Source organism: Pseudoalteromonas sp. S4741 (genome assembly GCF_005886135.1).
GTDB lineage: Bacteria > Pseudomonadota > Gammaproteobacteria > Enterobacterales > Alteromonadaceae > Pseudoalteromonas > Pseudoalteromonas tetraodonis.
The window spans coordinates 20,872-39,901 of the sequence record NZ_PNCN01000004.1; the positions used below are offsets into that span (position 1 = coordinate 20,872).

14 protein-coding genes are annotated in these 19,030 nt (G+C 40.0%); 8 read left to right on the forward strand and 6 right to left on the reverse strand.

Going from position 1 to position 19,030, the window contains the following annotated elements; all coding sequences use genetic code 11:
- Window positions 1-6: 6 nt before the first annotated feature.
- Window positions 7-438 (reverse strand): acyl-CoA thioesterase, encoded by a 432-nt coding sequence (locus CWC30_RS00525; protein ID WP_024601547.1) that lies wholly within the window; start codon window positions 436-438, stop codon window positions 7-9.
- A 565-nt stretch (window positions 439-1,003) separates the two neighbouring features.
- Here CWC30_RS00525 and dinB point away from each other — a divergent pair.
- The gene (gene dinB, locus CWC30_RS00530; protein WP_138626129.1) at window positions 1,004-2,059 is read left to right on the forward strand and encodes a DNA polymerase IV; all 1,056 of its coding nucleotides are present in this window, start codon (window positions 1,004-1,006) and stop codon (window positions 2,057-2,059) included.
- Between the two features lie 110 nt (window positions 2,060-2,169).
- On the forward strand, window positions 2,170-3,705 hold the full coding sequence (locus CWC30_RS00535; RefSeq protein ID WP_138626130.1) for a M17 family metallopeptidase: 1,536 nt from the start codon (window positions 2,170-2,172) through the stop codon (window positions 3,703-3,705).
- Between the two features lie 80 nt (window positions 3,706-3,785).
- On the opposite strand, the gene CWC30_RS00540 is transcribed toward CWC30_RS00535, so the two are convergent.
- Window positions 3,786-5,423, reverse strand: a complete 1,638-nt coding sequence (locus tag CWC30_RS00540; protein ID WP_138626131.1) for a methyl-accepting chemotaxis protein — start codon at window positions 5,421-5,423, stop codon at window positions 3,786-3,788.
- A gap of 273 nt (window positions 5,424-5,696) precedes the next feature.
- Entirely contained in the window at window positions 5,697-7,922 is a 2,226-nt protein-coding gene (locus CWC30_RS00545; protein WP_138626132.1) for a S9 family peptidase, read from the reverse strand.
- A gap of 107 nt (window positions 7,923-8,029) precedes the next feature.
- Here CWC30_RS00545 and CWC30_RS00550 point away from each other — a divergent pair, with 107 nt between their 5' ends.
- A complete protein-coding gene (locus CWC30_RS00550; protein WP_138626133.1) occupies window positions 8,030-8,428 on the forward strand; it encodes an HIT domain-containing protein in 399 nt (132 codons plus the stop codon).
- A gap of 31 nt (window positions 8,429-8,459) precedes the next feature.
- On the forward strand, window positions 8,460-8,990 hold the full coding sequence (locus tag CWC30_RS00555) for a protein tyrosine phosphatase family protein (RefSeq protein ID WP_036979911.1): 531 nt from the start codon (window positions 8,460-8,462) through the stop codon (window positions 8,988-8,990).
- Between the two features lie 56 nt (window positions 8,991-9,046).
- Here the strand turns inward: CWC30_RS00555 and CWC30_RS00560 are convergent, their stop codons facing one another.
- Window positions 9,047-10,747, reverse strand: a complete 1,701-nt coding sequence (locus CWC30_RS00560; protein WP_138626134.1) for a DUF8614 domain-containing protein — start codon at window positions 10,745-10,747, stop codon at window positions 9,047-9,049.
- Between the two features lie 280 nt (window positions 10,748-11,027).
- Between CWC30_RS00560 and CWC30_RS00565 the strand changes: the two genes are divergently transcribed.
- Window positions 11,028-11,867 (forward strand): HDOD domain-containing protein, encoded by an 840-nt coding sequence (locus tag CWC30_RS00565; RefSeq protein ID WP_138626135.1) that lies wholly within the window; start codon window positions 11,028-11,030, stop codon window positions 11,865-11,867.
- A 66-nt stretch (window positions 11,868-11,933) separates the two neighbouring features.
- On the opposite strand, the gene rdgC is transcribed toward CWC30_RS00565, so the two are convergent.
- Together rdgC and CWC30_RS00575 are read right to left on the reverse strand one after the other, a co-directional pair.
- Window positions 11,934-12,845, reverse strand: a complete 912-nt coding sequence (rdgC, locus tag CWC30_RS00570; RefSeq protein ID WP_076922031.1) for a recombination-associated protein RdgC — start codon at window positions 12,843-12,845, stop codon at window positions 11,934-11,936.
- A 73-nt stretch (window positions 12,846-12,918) separates the two neighbouring features.
- Window positions 12,919-14,685: an ATP-binding protein gene (locus CWC30_RS00575; RefSeq protein ID WP_138626136.1), complete on the reverse strand. Its 1,767-nt coding sequence runs from the start codon at window positions 14,683-14,685 to the stop codon at window positions 12,919-12,921.
- 379 nt (window positions 14,686-15,064) lie between these two features.
- Between CWC30_RS00575 and CWC30_RS00580 the strand changes: the two genes are divergently transcribed.
- The 3 genes from CWC30_RS00580 (at window position 15,065) to thrB (ending at window position 19,023) form a co-directional block, all read left to right on the forward strand.
- Window positions 15,065-15,430, forward strand: coding sequence for a response regulator (locus CWC30_RS00580; protein WP_171034663.1), 366 nt, complete (start codon window positions 15,065-15,067; stop codon window positions 15,428-15,430).
- 230 nt (window positions 15,431-15,660) lie between these two features.
- Window positions 15,661-18,078: a bifunctional aspartate kinase/homoserine dehydrogenase I gene (gene thrA, locus CWC30_RS00585; protein ID WP_138626138.1), complete on the forward strand. Its 2,418-nt coding sequence runs from the start codon at window positions 15,661-15,663 to the stop codon at window positions 18,076-18,078.
- 9 nt (window positions 18,079-18,087) lie between these two features.
- Entirely contained in the window at window positions 18,088-19,023 is a 936-nt protein-coding gene (thrB, locus tag CWC30_RS00590; protein ID WP_138626139.1) for a homoserine kinase, read from the forward strand.
- Window positions 19,024-19,030 lie beyond the last annotated feature (7 nt).

The window sequence follows — 19,030 nt, forward strand, 5'->3', positions numbered from 1 at the left end:
TCCTAATTATTCGGTTTGAGAGTTTGCTTTTAAAGCCGATAACAATGGCTCAGTGATCGTGGCTTTTTGGCCTGTTTTAAAGTCAAACATCACCACTTTTGACATGCCGGTGGTTGTTATCGCGTTTTGCGCATGACTAAACACACTGTAGTTCATTACAAATCGGTCAGATTTAATATCACTAATGGTAATACCTACGCTCAATGTGTCGGGAAAGGTAACTGGACGCTTATAGCGAATATTATTTTCACTGATCACAGGCCCCGTGGCTTTAGCATTAATAGTATCAAATAAATTTAATTTATTTAAAAAATCGATTCTGGCTATTTCAAAATAACGCAGGTAAACACAGTTATTAACATGCTGTAGGGCATCCATATCGCCCCATGCCACAGTGATATCGGTATGAATAGGGTGTTGTTGTTTAAACGTTTCCATGTATTTATTGCTCTTAGTTTTAAAGCATTTAGATTAGCAATATGGTCGGATGAGCTCAAGGGAATTATAACTAGGGGTAGAGCTACTCTGTATTGCCCTCATGGATGTAAATAAGGGACGTAAGCAGGACATGGAAGCTTTGCGCCTTTTTTATTTAAACAATTAGGCTATAAACCTCGCGCCGCGAGTAAACTGCCTCAGATTGAACAAACCTTAACCTTAAAAAAACAACAGTGCTAAATAAAAACCCTTGAGTAAAAATTGTACCTCTTTAAATTCATGGCTATAGTAACTATTAACACACAAGGAGATAACTATGCAGAATATAATTAATTGGTTATTGGCATGCACCGTTTTTATAGCGTCGTTTACTTGTTACGCTATGGGTAATGAGGCTGGGGCAATTGTTTTGATTTTATTAGGCTTTTCTTTAGAAATTTTATTTTGGATGTATTGTTTTAATAAGCCAAAGAAAAGTAAACGCTCTTTTTAAGCAATAACATGCTTGCTAATTAAAAGTGATTCCACAATAATGGCTGTATAAATAAACAGTTGTTATTGTGTGATGAAAAAGTTTATTCATATAGATATGGACTGCTTTTATGCGGCCGTAGAAATGCGCGACAATCCTAAGCTTGCAAGCTTACCGCTGGCAATTGGCGGAAATAGTCGTCGTGGAGTGCTCTCTACCGCTAACTATATTGCTAGAGAGTATGGGGTGCGCTCTGCTATGTCTAACTATCATGCCAAACAGCTTTGCCCTGACTTAGTTATTGTGCCTGGCAGAATGGCTGTTTATAAACAAGTATCAACTCAAATCCGCGCCATTTTTAACCGCTATACTGACCTTGTAGAACCTCTTTCGCTTGATGAAGCATATTTAGATGTAACTCACAGTACTGCTTTTAAGGGCAGTGCAACGTTAATTGCAAAGCAAATTCGTACCGATATTTTTAATACCACAGGACTGACTGCATCTGCAGGTATTGCCCCAATAAAGTTTATTGCCAAAATAGCCAGTGATGAAAATAAGCCTAATGGGCAATTTGTGGTATTGCCTGAGCAGGTTGACTCGTTTTTAGCCCAATTGCCATTAGGTAAAATTCCAGGAGTGGGTAAAGTAACTCTAGAAAAGCTTAATTTAAAAGGGTTATACACGGGGCAAGATGTGCGCGAAAAAGGGGCTAATTGGATGCAACAGCATGTGGGTAATTTTGGTGTGTCGTTATATCAAAAGTGCATGGGTGAGCATATAGGGCGAGTTTCAACTGAGCGGATTCGTAAGTCATTGAGTGTGGAACATACTTATGAATACAACAAAAACAGCCTAGATGAATGCCTTGAACAATTACCGCAACTGTTAGATGAACTCGTGGTTCGATTAAATAAACAGCAACTACAACATAAAATTAATAAATTAAGTGTTAAAGTTAAATTTGCTAATTTTGTAGTGACCTCAGCAGATCAAGCTGCGCATCAATTAAACACGGCTATTTTTAAAGAGTTACTCGCCAAAGCCTATCAACGTGGATTACAACAACCGGTGCGCTTATTAGGAATTGGCGTGGGTATTAAAAACCAACCAGAGCATAATTTACAGCTTAGTATTTTAGATGTGTAAAACGCGTAACTCCAAGTTGCCAGTAAGTAAGCAGGTTATCGCAGTACACTGGTTATAAATTGCTAAATAAATAATAATAGGGACTACGTTTTCTAACAGGATCCTTTTTTATGGCATATCCAAAAGCAGTACTGGCTAAGCCGGTAAGTGCAAGCCTAGATTGTACATCGCATGATGCACTTATTATTATCAGCAACGACTTTTCTCATTTACCAAATACGCCACTGCGTGATGCAATTTTAGACCAAGCCCAAGTAGACTCTCGCATAGGCAATCAAGTCACCTTGTTAGTGATTGCCGGTAAACGTGTCGTGTTAGCGCCAACAGGCCCTTTAAACAGAGATTATGACGACGTTCGTCGTTATTTTGATGCAGCCAAATTAGCCATTAATGAGGCAAAAGCATCAGGTAGTGTTAACCCTGCTATTTATTTACCCGCTTTAAATACGGATAGCCGTTATCAACATGCTCTTGAAGTGGCTTACTTAGGCGCATGCCAAGCATTATGGCAACCCCTAGAAGCGCGTGAGTTTCATGGTCATGGTATTGAACCTATTACTCAAATAGGCTTAATTGATGCCAATGAGCAAACAATCAAAGCAGTCAATGCATTAGCTGCGGGGCAATATGCCGCACGTGATTTATGTGGCACCGAGCCTGAACGCATGGCCCCGCCACGTTTTGCTGATTATTGTACTGAGTTATTTGAAAACAGTGCGGTGAGCGTTGATGTGATTGATGATTTAGCTGCCATTGATAAGCATTACCCCATGCTAAGTACCGTTGCTCGTGCATCGTATGCGGTAGAGCGTCATCATCCACGCGTTGTTAAACTTGAATACGTGCCTGAGGGCGAAGTAACCCGAACACTGATGTTTGTTGGTAAAGGTTTAGTCTATGACACGGGCGGTGCAGATTTAAAAGTCGGTGGTTTTATGGCGGGCATGAGCCGCGATAAAGGCGGTGCGGCCTCGGTTGCTGGATTTATGAAAGCAGTAGCCGATTATCAGCCTAAAGGGGTTAAAGTGATTGCCTTTTTAGCGGTTGTACGTAACTCTATTGGTTCAGATTGTTTTGTCCCTGATGAAATAATTACTAGCCGTGAAGGTGTGCGAGTACGTATTGGTAATACCGATGCCGAAGGGCGTTTAGCTATGGGGGATTTACTTAGTGAAATGAAAGATTTAGCTAAAAACGAAATAAATCCAACGTTGTTTACAGTGGCAACCTTAACAGGGCACGCTGCGCGCGCTATGGGGCCTTATGGCGCATATGTTGAGAATGGGCCCGCGCGTAGTGCTAATATTTCACGCCAATTAGCCGATTGTGGTGATTTATGGGCTGACGGTGCTGAAGTGTCGCGTTCACGCCGTGAAGATTATGATTTTATAAAACCACGCACTTTAGCTGACGATGTGCTTTCTAGTAATAATGCAGCTTCTGCTGTCACAGCGCGCGGCCATCAATTCCCTATGGCATTTTTAGCTGTGGTAGGTGGATTAGATAAGCATGGCAGTGAATCTACTTTACCACTTCCTTATGTACATATGGATATTGCTGGTAGTGGCGTTGAAGGCGGCGACTGGCAACATGGTAAACCAACTGCAGCGTCAGTAAGCAGTTTATTTGCCCGCTATTGTTTATAATTTTCTATAAATAATCCTAAAAAGCCCTGAAAATCAGGGCTTTTTAATTGGTGGAAGATATTTATTATCCGGAGTTCAGGTTAACTAAGCTTAAAGCGCGATACCACGCTTGATAACTCAACACTGCTTTGTTTGAGTTTGTCGCTAGCGCGAGTTAAATCTTTAGTGTTACCCAATGATTGCTTTGTAGATTGTGATAAATCATTAATTCTTAAATTCACCTCGTCTGCGGCTGATGTTTGCTGCTCTGTGGCGCGAGCAATTTGGCCGTTCATATCGGTGATCACCGATACCAGCCTGTCTATTTCATCAAGTGATGCATTAGCAAAAGAGGCTTGTTCAACCGTAGAAATAGAAATCTCTTGGCTAGATTTTACCGCTTCAACTGCAGCTTTAGCCCCTTCTTGCAGCTTGGCTATCATAGCTTGAATTTCATCCGTGCTTTTACCTGTCCGGCTGGCAAGTGTTCTTACTTCGTCGGCTACAACTGCAAAGCCTCTTCCATGTTCACCTGCTCTTGCAGCTTCAATAGCTGCGTTTAGCGCTAACAGATTGGTTTGTTCAGCAATGCTTCTAATAACATCAAGTACCGAGCCAATATTATTACTCTCTTGAGCAAGTTCGGCGGTCACTTTGCTGACAGTTTCTATATTACTAGAAAGGGTTTCAATGGCGGTAATGGTTTTCGACACTACATTTTTACCCGTTGATGCATTACTAGCAGCATCATTTGCGGCTTGCTCAGCAGCTTCGGCATTACGGCTAACATCATGAATTTGATGAGTCATTTGCTCCATTGCCGCGGCTACTTGGCTGCTACTGTCGTTTTGAAGCTCAATAAACGACTGGCTGGTTTTGCTAGAATCATCGACTGCATGGGCATGCTCGTTTACATCGTTTGCGCTTTTGGCAACCAGCACCAAAGACTCCCTAATTTTAGAGACAAATAAATTAAATGATCTCGACAGTTGAGATATTTCATCATTGCCATTTTCGTTAAGAGTACGAGTTAAATCCCCCTCACCTTGAGAGATATCTTTCATCATTTCTGCTGCTAAACGGGTCGGCGTTAAAATACTGTGACCAATAAAGTAGCTAAAAAGTACGACAACGACGAGCATAATCATTACATTGATAACGATAATAGTACGTTGCTGCGAAAAGGCACTGTCTATAGTATCGAGGTAAACGCCCGAGCCGATGATCCATTGCCACTGATTAAAGCCTTTTACATACGCAATTTTATCTACGGGTTTGTCGCTGCCGGGTTTTGGCCACTTGTAAGGCACATAGCCTTCGCCGGATTTTTTAACAACATCAACCATTTCAACAAATAAAGGGGTGCCATCAGGGTCTTTATTATTCGTTAAATCTTCCCCTTCAAGGGCTGGTTTAATTGGGTGCATTACCATGGTTGGCTGATAATTGTTGATCCAAAAATAGTTAGTATCATCGTAACGCAATGAGCGTATTGAGGCCATCGCTTGAGATTGTGCTTGTGCACGAGTGAGTGTTTGACTTTGTTCAAGCGCTGCGTAGTGTGTAATGATGCTATAAGCAGTTTCCACCACATTTTTTGTTTTTAGATATTGCTCATTTTTAAGCGATTTATATTGATTACTTAAACTCGAAATACTCAATACAATTAAACCAAAAATTACAATCCCTACTAAAATGGCTAAACGTTGAAATATAGTAAAACGACGGAGGTTTGGCATATGCATGTTCCCGTATTAGAGCATTATTTCTCTTAAATAAGCATAGTTAAAATATAGGCTAATACGGTTTTATTTTCCTTATATTGTATTTTTAATACTCTCTTTGTTAACTAGTTTGCGTAAATACAATAAAAAGGATAGGCCGAACTTTTATTTAACGGGTGCTTATAATGAATTTAATTATTGTTTGTTGACGTTTCAATATAGCTTATCTGCATAAAAAAAGGCTGATACTTATATCAGCCTTTAGTCGAATAATTAACCCAGTTTTAGTTACTTTGTATTAAAATTACGGTTAAAGAAGTTTGTTATAGTTTGATGTAAATGAGTTTGAACTTGTTTACCGCGAAGGCTATGTTTTGAGCCCGGGTAAGTCATCATTTCAAACTGTTGATTGTTATCTTGCAGCTGTTTAAACAATTTAGTGGCATGGGTAAATAATACGTTGTCATCGGCCATACCATGGTAAATCATTAATGGGCCTTTTAAGCCTTCAGCGTATGGGAACACCGCACTGTCGATATAGCCTTGGGCATTAGTATCAGGGTGACCCAAATAGCGCTCGGTATAATGGGTGTCGTATAGAGCCCAGTCGGTAACCGGAGCACCAGATACACCCGCGCTGAAGTAATCGCCTGCTTTAAACATGGTCATTAGCGCCATATAGCCACCGTAGCTGTGGCCGTATATACCTATGCGAGCAGGGTCTACGTAATCAAGAGTACGTAAAAATTCAACGCCTTTGATTTGATCCGCCACCTCTACAACGCCTAAGTGCTTATAAATCGCATCTTCAAACTTCTTACCGCGATTGTAAGAGCCTCGGTTATCAAGTTGAAAAATTACATAACCTTGTTGCGCCATGTATTGAAAATATAAATTTTTACTGCGCCAGCTATTGGTTACTCGCTGAGCATGAGGACCACCGTAAACGTTGACAATAACCGGATGCTTTTTACCCTTTGCCATATTTGCTGGTTTAAATAAACGGTAATGCATAATTTGGCCGTCTTCAGCGGTAATTGTACCGTATTCGGGCTGGGCTAAATCAGTTAGATACGGGGTAAGTGGGTGAGAGTCATCAAGCTTATTCTCTTCAAGCCACGTAATAAACTCACCATTAATTTTGCGCAGTGCAGCTGAATTTGGCTTATTAACCGATGAGCTATTATCAATGAAAGTTTTATTATCTTTCGCTAGAACGACATTATGGTATTGGCCTTTTTCAGTAATGCGCTTCATAGCCCCTTTTTTAAATAAAGGCGCACTGTATAAATGGCTCTCTAGCGGGGTATCTTTACGTGCAGCAAAGTAAACAACGCCATTTTTTTCATCTATCCCTTTTAGGCTATCTACGACCCAAGCACCTGCGGTAATCTGGCGGATAAGTTGGCCGTTATTACGATATAAATAAAGGTGCTTAAATCCATCGCGCTCTGAGGCCCATACAAAATGCTTTTTATCTTTTAAAAATTCAAGGTCAAAATGCAAGTTGATCCAGGTATCACTTTTTTCAGTTAAAGCAACGGTTTGCTGTTTTGTTTTAGTGTTGTAAAAACGTAATTCTAAGCTATGTTGCGAGCGGTTTTGCCATTGATAAGAGAGCGTATTGCTGTCGTTTAGCCACTTAGCGCGGGCAATATAAATATCTTTATCGTCGCCTAAGTCAATCCAGTCAACTGCTTGATCATTAAGCTTTACCACCCCAAGTTGAATGTCAACATTATTGGTGCCAGTAAATGGATAACGCTGGTTAAATAGTTTTACTTCATCAGCATAAATTTCGTTACGAATCGCTTCTTGAACAGGGCTTTCATCAACGCGAGTAAAGGCGATTTTAGATTCATCATTTGCCCACCAATAACCGGTCATACGGCTCATTTCTTCTTGCGCCACAAATTCGGCCATGCCGTTTTTAATTACGCCACCGCCATCTTTACTTAACTGAATTTCTTTACCTGAAGCCAGCTCTAGTGCATATAGGTTTTGCTCTCGGATAAAGGATACGAAATTTCCTTTTGGAGAGAAACGCGCATCGGTTTCAAATGCGTCTGTGTTAGTCAGCTTTTTACTATTTTTAGCATCTAAGTCATAGTAATAAAGATCGCCATTAAGAGGGAATAACAGTGCTTTCCCATCTTTTGACCATTTATATTCAAGGATACCTTTTCCAAAAATACGTTGGCGTTCGCGGCGTGCTTTTTCTTCATCGGAGAGATTTTCTGGGCCTGAAAATAACTGCGCCGAATCAACTAACAACCGGTTGGTATTATCTTTTAAATTATATTCCCATAAATCGTAGCGGTTATAGTCATCGGTTTTACCTTGTAAGTAGGTAACCCGGCTACCATCAGGCGAAAACTTAAGTTGTACCGGAGATTTGCCTGCTAAGCTCGGATCATCAAATATACGCTCAAGCGTTAGCGGCTCAGCTTCTGCGCTTAATGCGCCCGCGAGTAGGGGAATTGCCAGTGAGAGATGTTTTAGTTTTTTTAACACAGGATTGCCTTTACTTACATAAAATTATCTCGATGGTAAAGCACAAGCGTGTTCAACTGCAACTAAATGCTATAAAGTGTGCGGTAAAATAATCTAAGGACTTTAACATGAGCAAAACATCATTTACCTTAGTACCTGAACTGAAAAGAGATTGTATTGAACTGGCTGATTGGCCACTTTGTAAAGTGTTGCTATTAAACGACAGCCAATATCCTTGGTTTGTATTGGTCCCCAGAATAGCGGGCTTAAAAGAGATTATTGATTTAACCGAGCAGCAACAAATTACTTATTTACACGAGTCAGCGAAACTCAGTCATTTGTTAATGGAGGTGTTTAATCCTGATAAGTTAAATGTAGCCGCATTGGGTAATATGGTGCCGCAATTACACATTCATCATATAGCGCGCTTCAAAACAGATATTGCATGGCCTGCGCCTGTATGGGGCAAGTTTCCGAGTGTACCTTATACTCATGAGCAGATAGAGCAATTAAAAGCGCATTTTTAAAAATCAAAATGAGTTACTTTGAGGGGGTAGTATGAAATTAATCAAACAACTCTGTACGAGTGTATTTATTGCTGCAGTTGCAGTATCAACAGTGATAGCCAGTGAGCAACCTGTAGTTATAGATGTGGTAAATAACGCTAATATTAAAAACTTTGCAGCACATAACAACTTGGTTTTTTCAGCAGCCCAGCCCAGTGATGCACAGTTTAAGCAATTGTCGCAAGCTAATGTTAAGCATGTTATTAATTTACGTGCAGCAGATGAGCAAGACTGGGATGAAGGGGCATTAGTCAATTCTTTAGGAATGAGCTATCACGCAATTGAGATTGCAGGTGCACAAGATGTAAACATCGACAATGCAAAACGATTAGCTAGCCTTTTAGAAGAACTTAAAGGTGAGTCAGTGGTTGTTCATTGTGCGAGCAGTAATCGTGTTGGTGCGCTAATGGCTATTTCAGCCCATCAACAAGGTGCTGATATAGAGTCTGCGATTGAAACCGGTAAGCAGTGGGGAATGGCAAGCCTTGAGCCGGTTGTTCGTAAAGTGATGAGTGATAAATAATTCAAATAATAAAAAAGCGTTACAGTGTAACGCTTTTTTTATGTGGTTGGTTTTTATTAATTAAGGCCAAGTACCTCTTTACCTTGTTTGAAGGTTACATCTACAGGGATGTTCGCTTTGCTTAACTTTTCTAAATCTTTAGCTAGTTCCGCTTTAATATCGCCATGAGTTGCAATCAGTTGATCAACTTTTTCGTAATCACCGTCACCTTGTAGGGTTAAAATAAGGCGCGATAATTTAGCCATAGCGTCGCCCATTTTATCCATGTTGATGCTATACAAGCCGTCTTCATTTTTAGAGAAGGCACCTTCTTGAGCAAAAAAGTTAAAGCGGATCATATTTGCTTTACCATGTGCACTTGAAGCACCAAAACGCACTGAGCGGAAAATACCCGCCATAAAAGTGGTGTAGTAATCTTCTAATGTACCTTCGGTGATTTCACCTTTTTTAAGTAACTGTTCAACCATGTATAAACCAAGAATATCGGCTTTACCTTCTTCCAAGGCGCTAGCGTGCTCTTGAAGTGATTGGCGAACAGTACCTTTACCCGTTATGGTGTTTTTAATTCCTAAACCGTGAGCTACTTCATGGAACATAGTGTTAGCAAAAAATGCATCAAAGGTAATGTGTTTACGTTGCTCTGGCACAATTAACTGCTCTGCGATAGGGACTAAAATTTTATCAAACTTCGCTCGCATTGCATTTTTAAGCTGTAAGCGACGTGTGCCTTTTTCTAGCTGCACTTGCTCATCATTGGGTAAGTTAATTGCAATGGTTTTACTGCCGGCATTTGAGTGCCCAGCATAATAAACAACATCGTAGGCATTTAAGTCAGCATCTGATCCTGGTACTTCTTGCTTGTACTTGCTATCAACAGGTAAGCCTTTTTGCAGCTCAGGTAAAAACGCTGCAAATTTGGCCAGGCGCTCGCTCCATTTTAAATCTTTAATTAGTACATACGATTCATAGGCGGCACGGTAACCAAATAATTGGTCTTCGTAGTTTTCAATTGGGCCAATAACAACATCGATAGGGTTATTTTTCATATCCATCCAAGCAAAGTCAGAGGCTTGGAAGTCATCGCTTTGTATTGCGTCAGCTCGTAAGTTTAGGTAGTTGGCAAATTCTTTGTCGTCAGCTAATTTGCTAGCGTCTCTAAGTAACTTAGCTGCTTGGGCAAGTTCTACGGCATATTCTTCTGAATAAGGCGTGCTGTATAAATTACCTAGTTCATCGCGTTTAATAAGTGAGTAAAGCCCTGTTTTATCTTTTACATCAGCGTTATTAAGCTCTTCTTTGGTGATGTCGGCCGGATAAAAGCCTGCCCCAAGCGGCTTTTCTTTATAGCCAGATAAAAATACTTCATCGCCATTTAAGCGATCCCATGGGCCGTAGTTTATATCTGCAAACTGACGTACTTTTTCATCATCTAATTGTGCTAAAAAGCTTTGTTTATCTTCACCAAATGCTTGTTTCCAAAATAAATCGTCCATAATTTTTGAAGCATCAATAAGCTTGGCAACCATGGCTTTTTGGTTATCAGATAAGTGTGACAAATCGCTTTGTAAGCTAAAGTCTGTGTATATGTCTAAGCGTTGACGGTCAATATTAACGAGTGTTGGCCCTGAAGGCGCTTGAGAAGCCGTTGGCGCTGAGCTTTGCGGCGTATTGTTTGAAGACGGTGCTTGCTCAGAGCAGGCACTAAGAAAAACGATGCCAGAGAGCAGTATTGCTTGGCTAATTTTATTTAAGTTCATTATTTTGCCTTTAAAAAGTCTATTTTATAACTTGTATACTGTAAATTAAGGTACTGAATGAGTATTAGTGTGCCTTAGCATGTTTGCATTAAAGCAAAACATACTAGCAAATAGCAAGTATTAGGCGTTAGAGTGCACTAATGAGGGGCGCTGGTAAATAATCAATAATTATCTACAATTCTTTTTATTTTAGGTATATGTTTAATACTATTAAGCTTTGAAATAATTAATAATATAAGACTTGCTGTAAAGTGTAGGTCATTAAGCAAAGGGATATTTTATGTCTACAGAAAATGCCTTACTGACTATTTTAGTTGACAGAATTAACAACGACACACTGGTGTTGCCTACGTTACCTGAGGTAGTGATTAAGGTTCGCCAAGCCGCAGATAACCCCGATGTTAATTTGATGCAAATGTCAGATGTGATAGCACATGATCCTGCATTGTCGGCGCGGATGATCAAAGTCGCAAATAGTGCAATTATGGGCCGAGCTGTAAAGGTGTCTAACTTGCACCAAGCTGTTACACGCATTGGGCTTAGGCAAATAAAAAATATTGCTACAGCCATTGCAATGGAGCAGTTATTTGTATCTAACAACGAGTTAATAAAAGGTTACATGGGAAAGGCGTGGCATAAAACGCTGCATGTGGCCTCGCACTCTATTTCATTAATGGAGTTTTACTTAAAAAGAAATACTCACACTTCGCTTAACCGTGATGCCATTACACTAGCTTCATTGGTTTATAATATTGGGGTGTTACCGATTTTAACTGAGGCTGAGCGACACCCAGAAGTGTTTGCCAATCCGAGTTTTTTGGCGCATGCAATTCAACGTTTAAGCGGTAAAATTGGTGGCTCAATAATGAAAGCATGGGAATTCCCTGATGTGTTTGTAGAGGTTGCACAGCACTGGGCAGATGTGAATCATCGTACTGCTGAAGTGAGTTATATCGACTTTATTCGCATTGGTGCAATCCTTGAGGGAACCCTACAAGTATCAGATAAATCTGCGGCGCTACAAACCTATATTGATAAAGGCATTTTTCCTTCATTAGAAATGTTTGAGAGTGAGGAATACTTGCATATGGTTGAAGACGTAAAAAAAATGTTTAGCTAAATTTTTGAGCAATAAAAAGCACGATTTAATCGTGCTTTTTAGTTGTAATACTATTTTATAAAGCTTTTACGCTAAATCTTCAGCATCACCTAAGCCCTGTGTAAGCTCTTCTAGCAATTGCTTAATTTCTTCAGATGCAAGAATAAAATCAGCATCTAGTTTAACCGCCATATCTTCTTTAGGAATATCGGCATTTTCTTCTTTAAGTGTTTCTGAATAGCTTAAACGTTTAATTGAGCCATCGTTTTGTAGCATAAATTTAACGCGCTCTTGCCAATCAAGGGCAAGCTTAGTAACGCGCTTACCACTTTCAAGGTGCGACTTCACTTCGTCACACGATAGGTCATGGCCTTTAAGCTTTACCTGGGCGCCACTGTCATCAGCTTCTTCAAGTTCAGCGTCTGATCCAATTGCAAAGCCCTCTGGAGTACTAAAGTTAGTAAGCCAGTCAGTTAAAAATACGTCTAAATCATAATTAGCAAACGCAGGAACAACGGGTAATGTCCCTAATGATTTACGTAATAGAGCAAGTAGTTCCTCTGCTTTATTAAAGCTTGCACTATTAACTACCACCCACCCATTTTCTTGGTCTATAAAAGCAAACTGCAAGCTCGATTTTTTAAATGCTTGTGGCAATAAGGTGTGTAAGATGTTTTCTTTTAATTCATCTTTTTCTTTTTTCTTTACTGGGCGATTTTCTTCGGCTTCAATCTGCTCAACTTTTTCTGCTACCAGCTCATTTATTACCGAGGCTGGTAATACTTTTTCTTCACGTTTAGCGCACACTAAAATACTTTTTTGTGAGAAATGAGAAAGAGTTTCACCATGTTTACCAAATGCTTTTGTCCAACCAAATGTTGCCAACTCTTGGCCAGTACACGGACGAAATAGATCTTGCTCTAATGCCTTATCAAAGTCTTCTTGTGTGTATGAAACGTCTTGTTTAAAGCGATAGCATATAAGGTTACTAAACCACATAGGGGAATGATCCATTTAAAAAATTTGTGCAATCATAGCAATAAAAGCCGCTTCTAGAAACGGCTGATTTAGCTTAATCGAGTTTAAAAAGTGGCAGGGGAGATGACATGTTTTTAGGGAACGAAATACGGTAGTGTAACCCTTGCCCAGGCTCACTACTTACTTCAATTTTACCATTGAGCGCTTGTTTTACTAGATTAAAAATAATATGGGCACCTAAGCCGCTGCCACCCTCATCACGCTTGGTGGTAAAAAATGGGTCAAATAAACGCTTTAGTTGAGCCGGTTTTAAACCTAAACCGTTATCTTGATAATTAATGATGAGGTCGTTTTCATCAGTATTCACATCTATGGTGATTTGGCCGCTGTTTATATTTTCAAAACCATGCACTAATGAGTTCATAATTAGGTTCGTAAATATTTGGCTAATAACTCCCGCAGGTAAGTTAATAATTAAATCATCTGGGCAATGTAGGCGAATGCTGTGAGATGTTTTTTTAATTTGTGGGTGCAAAGAGCGTATAACTTCGTTGATGTAGTCTTTAAAGTTAATTGTTCTTAGGGCTTCACTGGCCTGATCTACCGCAATTTGTTTAAAGCTGGTTATTAAATCTGAGGCTCGTTCTAAGTTGTGAGAGAGCAGTTGAGCGCTTTGTGCTGCATCATTAATAAAGCCTTCTAACGCCGCAGACGATAATGATTTATTTTTATACGCAGTTTCTATTTCGGTTAATCGCTCTTGTAGAAAAGAGGTGGCAGTAACGCCGATACCAATAGGGGTATTAATTTCATGAGTGATCCCCGCCACTAAGCCGCCTAATACCGCCATTTTTTCTGAGCCAACCAGTTGCTCTTGCGCAAAGCTTAATTCATCGAGCGAGCTTTGTAGCTGAGTTTGTTTGCTTAACAGTTCTTGTTCGGTTTGCTTTCGTAAATCGACTTCTTCTGTTAATACTGCTTTTTGTCGCTCTAGTTCATATTTTTGTTGTTGCAGATCGATCATTGCTTGGCTTAAATTTGATGTTTTACGCGCAACATCCTGTTCAAGTTGTAAGTTTTGTTTATCCAGTTTTTGATTGCTTTCAATTAGGTCATGCTGAGTTTGTTTTAACTCTTTTTTATACTCAACAACCTTCGAAATCAGATTGTTAAAAGAGCGTTCCATTACTTTAAGCTCGTTATTTTCATCGGTGACTATTTTAACCTGTTGACCATCAAGCTCTTCTAACTCAAGGTATTCAATTTGCTCGGTTAATTGAGTAAGGGGCTCGGTGAGTAACTTTCTAAATGCAATTAAAAATAAGATGATTAAAAAGGTTGTTTTAATCATGGCATTACCAATCAAAAAGTAGATAGAGAGCATAATGCGACTAAAAATTACATCGCGACTAGAAAATAAAGTAACATCGCCTACTTGCGTTGCTCGTCCTGAAAACTCAAAAATAAGTGGGAATGTATAGCCAAATAAACCGGCTTTGGTGTCCTCTACCATGACATCTTCTTGCACAAGTTGCTGACTGTAAAGATTGTGAATATTTAGCGCGCGGCCTAATTGAGAAATAATAGCGCCATTATCGTCACGAATAATAACCCCCTCAACCATAGGTATATCGAGTAATCCTTCGGCGGTTGTGATGGTTTGCTTTATATTTAGCTCCCAAATTGCTCTGGTTAAACTTCTACCAAAGGTCTTTTGTAATGTGCCAAGTTCATTGCGTATGTAATCTTTAGTATTGACGTACTCTGCGAAAATTTGCCCGCAGGTCACCACAAAGGTCAGTATAAAATAAACTGATAAAACCCGAGTGAGTAACTTTGTTGAAAGACTTTTTTGCGGCATGGGAGGCTTATATTTCCTTAAATTATTCAACTGTTAATGTACGCTTATAAACATTAGTTAATAAATGATTAAAAATAAACATATATTTTATAATATTGCTATTTAGCGTTGTTAAATAAGCAATCATTCTGTTTTATATGCATGGGGTTTCTGTTTGAGAACCGTTGGTTTGGATAGGCTGTTTTTTACTTGGAAATAGTTAATTTACTAATTTGTATTGTGCAATTAAGCATTTTATTGATAACTTTAATAGAAGTTACAATAAATAATCTGCTCGTTGCTAATTTGGTTATAATTTTGACTGTTGCGGATTGGGCAACCAACTAATTTTACTGTGGGTTTAGGTGTTTTGTATAAGTTTAATTAATGAGTCATTATAATGCGTTTTTCTATTTTAGTCTGTGATGATTCCACCGTTGCTCGCAAACAGGTAATACGCTGTTTAAAAGAGTGTATTGATGCCGATATTCAGCAAGCAACTAACGGTAAAGACGCTTTGGAGCAATTGCGTCAAAGGCATTTCGATCTTTTGTGTCTTGATTTAACCATGCCTGAAGTTGACGGTATTGAAGTACTTGAGCAAATCAAAATTTCTAAAATAGAGTCTTATGTATTAGTGATCTCTGCTGATATCCAACAAAAAATGCAAGCACGTGTCGCACAACTGGGCGCAATTGATTTTATTCATAAACCAATTAATAAAACGCAACTGAGTGCAGTTTTGCATAAGTTTGGCATTTATTAATAAAATTCATGATGAAAAAGACTGTTTTATCTGCTAATTTAGGGTTGACAGAATAGCCTGTGTTAAGGCAGTCTTAAGCTTATGAAAACATTTAGTCTTGTAACGACCATTATTATTACAACCACCATTCTTACTGGATAGTGGCATAGGTCGGTGCAACAAATTTAAAGGCCTGTGTTCACTTAGAACACAGGCCTTTTTTCGTTTTATGGAATGAGGAAACATAAAAAATGCGCGTATTAAAATTTGGTGGCTCATCGCTCGCTGATTTTGCCTGTTTAGAGCAAGTTGCTGCACTCGCTAAGGCACAATTAAAAGATGAAATGTTACTGGTACTGTCAGCCCCAGGTGGCATGACGGACTCGTTAGTTAATTTAGCTAGTACTGCAGAGCAGGGGCATGACTTTAGTGAACAATGGCATTCACTGACTAGCCGATGCAATACGCTTAAAGCGGCGGTAGAGGAAAAGCAAGGAGCAGTTCAAAACTGGCCTGACTTTAACGAACTTAAAAATAAGCTTGATGGTATTGCACTGATAAAGTGCTGCCCTGATAAGGTCAGAGCATTCATTATTAGCTTTGGTGAGCGTGTTAGCGTATCGCTAATGCAAAGCCTATTAGCCGATCATAACGCGCATTATTTACAAGCAACAGATTGTATTGTTTCAACCGGCGGATACATAGACGCAGAAGCGGATTTAGTGGCCAGTAAGGCACGTTTTCAAGCCGTGTTAAAAGAATCCCCTGCGACGGTTTATATTATGCCGGGCTTTACCGCAAGTAATGATGAAGGGGAGCTCACAACACTTGGTCGTAATGGGTCTGACTACTCGGCAGCGATTGCTGCAGCGTGTTTAGAAGCACAAGTGTGTCAAATTTGGACTGACGTTGATGGTGTTTACAGCGCCGATCCGCGCTATATCAAAAAAGCCACTAAGGTTGATTTCCTGTCTTATAAAGAAGCGATGGAGCTTTCTTATTTTGGCGCTAAAGTATTGCACCCTAAAACTATCCTACCGTGTGCAAAAGCAGGGGTGCCATGCGAAATTAAAAACACGCATAATCCAGACGCACAGGGCTCACTAATTAGTAACGATACGGTATCTGATGAACCAGTAAAAGCACTCTCAAGCTTGCAAAACTTAGCTATGTTGACCGTTTCAGGCCCAGGTATGAAGGGCAAAGTGGGCATGGCATCGAAAGTATTTAATGCATTAGCCCATGATAACGTGTCAATTGTACTTATTACCCAGTCATCATGTGAATTTAGCATTAGCTTTTGTGTGCATGAAAGCGATTTAAATCTAGCGTTAAGTGCGTTGCAAGTAGCCTTTGACTTAGAGTCAAAAGCGGGGCTCATTGAGCCGGTAAATGTGCAACGTAATTTAGCAATAGTAACGTTAGTTGGTGATAACATGCGTGCCCATAAAGGGTTGGCGGCTAAGTTTTTTGCATCGCTTGCACAAGCGCAAGTAAACATTGTTGCCATAGCGCAAGATTCAACAGAAAGTGCTATTTCAGCCGTTATTGACGGTGAATTATGTAATGACGCGGTTAAAATTTGCCATGAAAACTTCTTTACTCATGTACCTTCAATTGATGTGTTTTTATTGGGCTGTGGCTTAGTCGGCCAGGAGCTAATTAACCAGCTTGAGCGTCAACAAGCATGGCTTGAAAAGCGTAATATTAAATTAAACCTATATGGTGTTGCCAACTCTCGTCAATTACACCTTGATGGTGAGGGGATTGCGTTTGATGATTGGCAGCAAAAACTGGCGCAGTCAGAGCAAGCGTTTGATTTAAAACTGGTCGAGCAGTTTGTTAAGCAAAATCATTTAGTTAATCCAGTGCTAGTTGACTGTACTTCATCAGATGCCTTAGCTGCACAATATGTAGATTTTTTAAATGCAGGTTTTCATGTTGTGGCTGCCAATAAAAAAGCCACCACGAGCTCATATACGTATTACCAAGATTTAATTGCAGCAACACATAAAAATAATCGTAAGTTTTTATACGAAACTAACGTAGGTGCAGGTTTACCTGTAATCGATAACTTGCAATCGTTGTTTGGTGCAGGTGATGAGTTACTTGAGTTTAGTGGTATTTTATCAGGCTCGCTTTCATACATGTTTGGTGCACTAGAAGATGGTTTATCACTTTCTGAGGCAACAATTAAAGCCAAAGAAAGCGGGTTTACAGAGCCCGACCCACGCGATGACTTATCGGGAACTGACGTAGCACGTAAATTACTGATCATTGCACGTGAAGCCGGTATGAAATTAGAGCTTAGCGATATTGAAGTGGAGTCGGTTTTACCGCCAGGTTTTGCCCAAGATGACAATGTTGAGCAGTTTATGGCGAAATTACCTAGTTTAGATGCTGGTTTTAACGACCGTGTTCAAAGTGCAGCAAGTGAAGGTAAAGTACTTCGCTACGTAGGCACAATTAAAAATGGTCACTGTAAAGTCGGAATCGAAGCGGTGGATTCATCACATGCATTGAATGTTATTCGTGATGGTGAAAATGCGCTGGCTATTTTAAGCCAATACTACCAACCGCGTCCGTTTGTAATTCGTGGTTATGGGGCAGGCTCTGCAGTAACGGCTGCGGGTGTATTTGCAGACATCTTAAAAACATTATCTCGCTAGGAGTCAGTCATGATTGAAGTATATGCTCCGGCGTCTATTGGTAATTTTGCCGTTGGCTTTGATGCGCTGGGCGCCGCACTTGCGCCCATTGATGGCGGTTTATTAGGTGATGTGGCGATTGTTAGTGCCGCATCGAGTGATGAATTTATTTGTACAGGCGACTACGCACATAAGCTACCTAGTAATGCGCAAGAAAATTTAGCGTATCAGTGTTTAGTGCACTTTAGAGCGCATGTTGCGCCTGATATGCCTGCGGTAAAGCTCGAACTTAGGAAAAATTTGCCGATTGGTTCGGGATTAGGCTCAAGTGCCTGCTCTGTGGTGGCGACATTTGCAGCACTGGATAAATTTGCCAAAACTAATTTAAGCCAAGTAGAGCTCATTGAGCTTATGGCAGATTTTGAAGCCATTGTAAGTGGGGGGCGCCATTACGATAACATCACACCGTGTTATTTAGGCGGCTTACAGCTAACCGGTGATTTAATTCCTGATAAATCTATTGCTTTACCTGTTGATGAAAACTGGTATTACGTCGCCGCATTTCCGGGCTTTTCGCTCAATACCGCAAAAGCCCGCTCTGTTTTACCAAAAGAGCTCAGTATGCATGCCGGGGTTGAGTTTGCACAGCGTTTATCGGCGTTTAGTAGCTTACTGTTAACAGGGCGTTTTGATGATGCATTAAGCATTATGAAAGACGAAATAGCAGAGCCATACCGTGCGCCACTTATAAGCGGCTTTAGTGATGCCAAAGCAAGCTTACCAGCACTGGGTGCTGAAGTTGTGAGTATTTCAGGCGCAGGGCCAACCTTGTTTAGTGTATGTAAAACGCTTGAAGCGGCAGAGCAATGCGCGCAGTGGCTAGAGGAAAATTACATCAACGAGCAAGGCTTTTGCCATATTTGTAAATTAGATAACGACGGCACGCGTCAATTAAATGTTTTATAGGATAAAG